6 protein-coding genes and 1 pseudogene are annotated in these 5739 nt (G+C 72.2%); 5 read left to right on the top strand and 2 right to left on the bottom strand.

The genetic code is table 11. The features are described from left to right. The 3 genes and pseudogenes from L0B03_RS13045 to L0B03_RS13035 form a co-directional block, all read left to right on the top strand. A pseudogene (locus L0B03_RS13045) lies at positions 1-372 on the top strand (ABC transporter permease); the annotation flags it as partial. 45 nt (positions 373-417) lie between these two features. Next, positions 418-1413 (top strand): sigma-70 family RNA polymerase sigma factor, encoded by a 996-nt coding sequence (locus tag L0B03_RS13040; RefSeq protein ID WP_308200055.1) that lies wholly within the window; start codon positions 418-420, stop codon positions 1411-1413. Positions 1414-1491: 78 nt separating this feature from the next. Next, positions 1492-2091 (top strand): flavodoxin family protein, encoded by a 600-nt coding sequence (locus tag L0B03_RS13035; protein ID WP_250446439.1) that lies wholly within the window; start codon positions 1492-1494, stop codon positions 2089-2091. Between the two features lie 220 nt (positions 2092-2311). Here L0B03_RS13035 and L0B03_RS13030 read toward each other — a convergent pair whose 3' ends face one another. Next, positions 2312-3334: a hypothetical protein gene (locus L0B03_RS13030; protein WP_250446437.1), complete on the bottom strand. Its 1023-nt coding sequence runs from the start codon at positions 3332-3334 to the stop codon at positions 2312-2314. A gap of 138 nt (positions 3335-3472) precedes the next feature. Here L0B03_RS13030 and L0B03_RS13025 point away from each other — a divergent pair, with 138 nt between their 5' ends. After that, positions 3473-4012, top strand: coding sequence for a peptidylprolyl isomerase (locus L0B03_RS13025; RefSeq protein WP_250446435.1), 540 nt, complete (start codon positions 3473-3475; stop codon positions 4010-4012). A 63-nt stretch (positions 4013-4075) separates the two neighbouring features. Beyond that, positions 4076-4969 (top strand): rhomboid family intramembrane serine protease, encoded by an 894-nt coding sequence (locus tag L0B03_RS13020; RefSeq protein ID WP_250446433.1) that lies wholly within the window; start codon positions 4076-4078, stop codon positions 4967-4969. A 302-nt stretch (positions 4970-5271) separates the two neighbouring features. Here L0B03_RS13020 and L0B03_RS13015 read toward each other — a convergent pair whose 3' ends face one another. Then, on the bottom strand, positions 5272-5517 hold the full coding sequence (locus L0B03_RS13015) for a cell division protein CrgA (protein ID WP_250446431.1): 246 nt from the start codon (positions 5515-5517) through the stop codon (positions 5272-5274). Between the last annotated feature and the right edge of the window lie 222 nt (positions 5518-5739).

The raw sequence follows: 5739 nt of genomic DNA, 5'->3' as shown, positions 1-5739 counted from the left end.
GCCGTGGTGGGCTTCGGGGCGCACCTCCCGGCCCGCCTCGGGCTCGCCGTCGTCCTCGGCCTGCTCGCCGCGGGGGCGATGTACGCCCTCGGGGTGCTCGTGGCGGCGGTCGCCCCGAGCGGCAACGCCGCGGTCGCCGTGGGCCTGGTGCTCTTCTTCGGGATGGGGGCGACGGGAGGGATGTTCGGGCCGACGGCGAACCTCCCCGACGGGGTGGCCCGCGTCGGGGAGGTGCTGCCCTTCGGCGCCACGGTCCAGGTGCTCGGCACGGCCTGGGCGGGCGGCGAGATCGATGCGACCCCGGTACTGGCCCTCGCGGTGACGATCGTGGGGTGCTCGGCGGTGGCGGCGCGGTTCTTCCGCTGGCAGTAGGTGCCCAGGACCTCCCACGCGTGGCCGTCGGGGTACCTTCAGCGGGTGACCACCACCGAGGTGACACCCCCGCTCGACGAGGCGACCTTCCTCGCCCAGGTCGAGCCGCTCCGGCGCGAGCTCCTCGCGCACTGCTACCGCATGGTCGGGTCCGTCCACGACGCCGAGGACCTCGTCCAGGAGACCTACCTGCGCGCGTGGCGGGCCTTCCACGGCTTCGAGAACCGGTCCTCGTTGCGCACCTGGATGTACCGGATCGCGACCAACACCTGCCTGACCGCCCTCGAGGGCCGTGGTCGCCGTCCCCTGCCCACCGGGCTGGGGCAGCCCCCCGCCGATCCCACCGCCGAGCTGCGCGAGAGCCGCGAGACGCCGTGGCTCGAGCCGGCCCCCGACTCCCTGCTGTGGAGCACCCCCTCCCCCGACCCCGCGAGCGTCGTCGTCGACCGGGACTCGGTGCGGCTGGCCTTCGTCGCGGCGCTGCAGCACCTGACCGCCCAGCAGCGCGCCGTCCTGCTGCTCCGGGACGTGCTCAACTGGCGGGCCGCCGAGGTGGCCGAGGCCCTCGAGATCTCGGTGGCTGCGGTCAACAGCACCCTGCAGCGCGCCCGCGCGCACGTGGCCCAGGTCGCGGAGCAGCCGACCCTCGACGAGGCCGACCCCCGCACCCGCGAGCTGCTCGACAGCTACGTGGAGGCCTTCGAGGCGTACGACGTCGCGCGGATCGTCAGCCTGCTGACCGCGGACGCCGTCTGGGAGATGCCGCCCTATGTCGAGTGGTACCGCGGCGCGGAGGACATCGGCCGCCTCATCGCCACCCGGTGCCCGGCCCGCGGTGCGGGGGACATGCGCGCGGTCCGCAGCTCGGCCAACGGTCAACCGGTGGTCGCGATCTACATGCGCGACCTCGACGGGGCGCACCGGGCCTTCCAGCTCCAGCACCTGGTCGGCTCGCCCGACGGCGTCTCGCACGTCACCGTCTGGTTCGGGGCTGCGCTCTTCCGGGCCTTCGGGCTGCCTGAGGAGCTTCCCCCGGGTTGAGCCCCCAGATGCGGTGGGTCCCTGCGCACCGCACGATCGAGGGACGATCCGTGTCCCCGACAGCTGGGAGCCCAGCCCATGACGAACGTCGCGATCATCTACTACTCCTCGACCGGCAACCTGCAGTCCATGGCCGAGCGCCTCGAGAAGGCCGCCTCCGGGACGGGGGCCGTCGTCCGTCGTCGGCACGTCGAGGAGATCGCCCCGCAGGCGGCCATCGACGGCAACCCGGGGTGGGCTGAGCACGTGCGGGCCATCCAGGACGAGCCGAAGGCCACCCCGGAGGACATCGCCTGGGCCGACGTCGTGCTGCTCGGCTCCCCCACCAGGTACGGGAACGTCACGAGCCAGTTCCAGCAGTTCATCGACACCCTGGGCCCGCTGTGGGCCGAGGGCCGGCTGGCCGACAAGGTCTATGCCGGCTTCACCTCCACGCAGACCACGCACGGCGGCCAGGAGGGGACCATCCAGCAGATCTATCGGATGGCGGCGCACTTCGGCGGGATCATCGTGCCCCCCGGCTACACCGACCCGCTCAAGTTCGTCGACGGCAACCCCTACGGCGCCTCGCACGTCTCGGGGGCCGAGGGAGACCTCCCCCTCGACGACGCCACGACCGCGGCCCTCGACCACCTCGCCGAGCGCGCGATCCGCATCGCGGAGCGTCTCGCGGCCTGAGGTCGCACCGGCGCGGCCGGTGACGCCGCGCCGCAGGTCAGGTGACGCAGACACAGCGCACTAGAGACACAGCGCACTAGAGACACAGCACAGAAGGGCCCCACCCTCGCGAGGGTGGGGCCCTTCTGGTCATGACGTGGTCCGGCTGGGCCGCGGGCTCTGACCAGGTGCGTCCGGGTCAGAGCTACCGTGGGCTCAGGAGCCCAGAGCCACCGTGGGCTCAGGAGCCCGAGTCGCCCGCACCCTTCGGGTTCGCGGTCTTCGGCGTGGGCTTGGACGCCGCCGAGGTGCTAGCACCGGTCGTGCTCTTGGCGGCGCTGGTGGTCGAGCCACCCTGGGGCTTGGCGGGCGTCGAGGTGCTGCTGGTGGCGGCCGCCCCGGGCTTGTCAGTGCTGCCGGTGTCCGACGAGGTCGGCATCGAGGTGGTCGTCGTCGTGTCCGCCTCGGAGGAGGACTTGCGCCGCGGCGCTGCCTTGCTCGTGGCCTCCCGCGCCTTCTCAGCGGCCTTCTCGGTGGCCTCCCGGGCCTTCTCGGTGGCCTCACGAGTCTTGGCGACGCTCACACCGGCGGCCTCGCCGACGGCCTCGGCCGCGTCGCCGAGCTCGTCGCGGGCCTCGGCCGCAGCGGACTTGAACCGGTCACGACCGGCCTCGTGGCGTCCCGCCTGGTCCCAGGGCTGCTCGGCCCACGGGTCGGTGGTGGGGCGGCTCGCGCGCCAGGCCGCCACGGCGGCGGCGACAGCAGCGATGCTGGTGAGGAACCAGAAGACCTTGGCGCCCTTGTGGCTCTTCTTCTTCGGCACCTCGATGTGGGCCAGGTCGTTGAGCCTGGCCGAGGTCACGTCACGGGCCTTGTCCGCGCCGAGGGCGGCCGAGGCAGCAGCGGCGTTGAGGGCGGCCACCAGCTTCGGCAGCACGTCGTCGACCAGGCGGTCGTGGGCGGTGTCCACCACGGGGACGGCCCGCTCGGCGGCCCTCTCCACGCGGGGGGCGGCGGCCTTCACGCTCTCGCGCCAGGCCTTCTCGACCCGGGGCGAGGCCCAGTCGACGGCGGCACCGACGTGCGGGGTGGCCCAGTCCTTGGCGTGCACGGCGGCGTCCTTGGCTTGGTCGGCCACCTGCGACGCCGTCTTGCCGGCCTGCTTGCCCGCGTGCGCCGAGGTCGCGGCGAGGACGGCCCCTGTCCCGGCGGCCTTCTTCTTCAGGCGCGCCTGCTTGGAACGGCTGGAACGGCGGATGTGCATCTTCGACTCCCTGTCGGTGGTCGGACGGCGTGCAGGTCCCTCAGGTACTTCTCCCCATGTTGCCACCGTTGGGCCCGGTGCGCGCGAGGGTTCCCGCCTCGAGACGTGCGCGTCAGGGGTGCGTGCGAGGATGACAGCATGTTCGCGACCCTGCACACCACCGCTGGTGACATCCGTATCGAGCTCTTCCCCAACCACGCACCCAAGACGGTGCGCAACTTCACGGGCCTCGCCCAGGGGACCCAGTCCTGGAAGGACCCGTCCTCGGGCGCCGAGCGCACCGACTCGCTGTACGACGGCACGGTCTTCCACCGCGTCATCTCGGGCTTCATGATCCAGGGCGGTGACCCCCTGGGCACCGGCACGGGCGGCCCGGGTTACACCTTCGACGACGAGATCCACCCCGAGCTCGTCTTCGACAAGCCGTACCTGCTCGCCATGGCCAACGCCGGCAAGCGCCGCGACCCCGTCACCGGCGAGGTCGGTGGGACCAACGGCTCGCAGTTCTTCATCTCGGTCACGCCCACGCCCCACCTCAACGGCAAGCACACGATCTTCGGCTCGGTAGCCGACGACGAGAGCAAGGCCGTGGTCGACACGATCGCCACCACCCGGACCGGTGCGGCCGACCGCCCCGCCGAGGACATCACCATCACCTCGGTCACGGTCGAGGACTGACTCCCCCGGCACGACGCCCGGCCCCAACGACCGGGCGTCGTGCCCTCGACCCGCTGGAGCCGCATGACCACGCCCCCGCCGCCCCCGCCCCTGCCCGGAGCGGGGCCCGAGCCGGGCGAGGACCCGGTCTGCCCCCGGCACCCTGACCGCGTGTCCTACGTGCGGTGCCAGCGCTGCGGTCGACCGGCCTGCCCCGAGTGCCAGCGCCAGGCCGCGGTCGGCGTGCACTGCGTGGACTGCGTCCGTGAGGCCAGCCGCAACGCCCCCCAGGCTCGGACCGTGTTCGGCGCTCCCCTGCGCGACGGTCGTCCGGTGGTCACCCTCACGCTGATCGGCCTCAGCGTCCTCAGCTTCGTGCTGCAGCAGGTCTCGGGTGCCTGGTACGACGCGCTGATCTTCGCGCCCTTCCTCGGCGAGACCGAGCCCTGGCGCTTCCTCACGGCGGCCTTCCTGCACAGCTCGGGGTTCCTGCACATCGGCTTCAACATGTTCGCCCTGTGGATCGTGGGGCCCCCCCTCGAGCAGGCCCTGGGTCGCTGGCGGTTCATCAGTCTCTACGTGCTGGCCGCGATCGGCGGCAGCCTCATGGTCACGCTCCTGGCCAGCCCGGCCACGGTCGAGTGGCGTATCGGCCTCGTCGGCGCCTCGGGCGCGGTCTTCGGCCTGTTCGGCGCGATCCTCATCGTGCTGCGACGTCTGGGCCGTGACGCCCGGCAGATCATCGTCATCCTCGGGATCAACGCCGTCCTCGGCTTCGTGGTCCCCGGGATCTCCTGGCAGGCGCACCTGGGCGGGTTCCTCGTGGGCCTCGTGCTCGGTGTGGCCTACGCCTACGCCCCCCGGCCGCGCCGGGACCAGGTCGCGGTGGCAGCGACGGTCGGCGTCGCGGTCCTCCTGGTGGTTCTCGCGGTGCTCAAGTACGCGAGCGTCGCCGCCTGGTGGACCGGCCTCGGCTGAGCCCTGCACCTCGTGACAGAACCTCGGATACCCCTGGTATCCCGAGGTTCTGACACGAGATCGTGCTGGGCGTGGGGCTGTCCCCAGGGTTGCTCACACCTGTGGAACTACACCCGTGTAGTTATCCACAGAGATGTCCACCGCTGGGGAGAACTCTGGCCCCACGCACGCTCGCCCGGGCCGATGCCGCCGTCGCTCCACCTGTGGACAAACCCGTGGACAGCTCGTGGACAGGGACGACGACGGGGAGGGCCCGAGGTCGCCGTGACGACCCGGACCCTCCCCGTGGAGGCGGTGGTGGCTCAGCGCCAGCGTGTGGTGAGCGCGAAGCCCGCGATCATGAAGACGAAGCCGATCGCCAGGTTCCAGTTGCCGATCCCCGGGACGGGGAACTCGGTGCGCGAGATGTAGGTGACGACCACCCAGGCGAGGCCCACCAGCAGGAGAGTGAGCATCGTGGGTACGAGCCAGGCCGGGTTCGCCTGACTGGCCTTGCCCGAGGGGGGCGGCTCGTAGCTGGGCTTCTTGCGCGACTTCGACTCGGGCACGGTCCGTCTCCAGGGCAGGCGGGCTGCGGGCACGATCCGTGCCCGCCGTTCGTCAACTAGCGTAGTGGTCACCGTACGCGCAACCGCGCTGCACCGTCCGCCCGGTCCGGCGTGACGCAGAGGAGAGACATGAGCGAGCCCACGGAGGCGCCAGCGGCCGATGCCCCCGCGGCCCCGAGGGCCGACGACGCCCCCGCCGCGCGGCGACGCCGCACGCCGACC

It is taken from the genome of Actinotalea sp. C106 (assembly GCF_023630195.1).
Lineage (GTDB): Bacteria > Actinomycetota > Actinomycetes > Actinomycetales > Cellulomonadaceae > Actinotalea.
Note: the sequence above shows the minus strand (reverse complement) of the source record. Positions and strands in the feature narration are given on the sequence as shown.

Excerpts from the sequence above, each read along its gene's own strand:
- L0B03_RS13035 (WP_250446439.1), top strand. The coding sequence starts at position 1,492 with ATGACGAACGTCGCGATCATCTACTACTCCTCGACCGGCAACCTGCAG.
- L0B03_RS13030 (WP_250446437.1), bottom strand. The coding sequence starts at position 3,334 with ATGCACATCCGCCGTTCCAGCCGTTCCAAGCAGGCGCGCCTGAAGAAG.
- L0B03_RS13025 (WP_250446435.1), top strand. The coding sequence starts at position 3,473 with ATGTTCGCGACCCTGCACACCACCGCTGGTGACATCCGTATCGAGCTC.
- L0B03_RS13020 (WP_250446433.1), top strand. The coding sequence starts at position 4,076 with ATGACCACGCCCCCGCCGCCCCCGCCCCTGCCCGGAGCGGGGCCCGAG.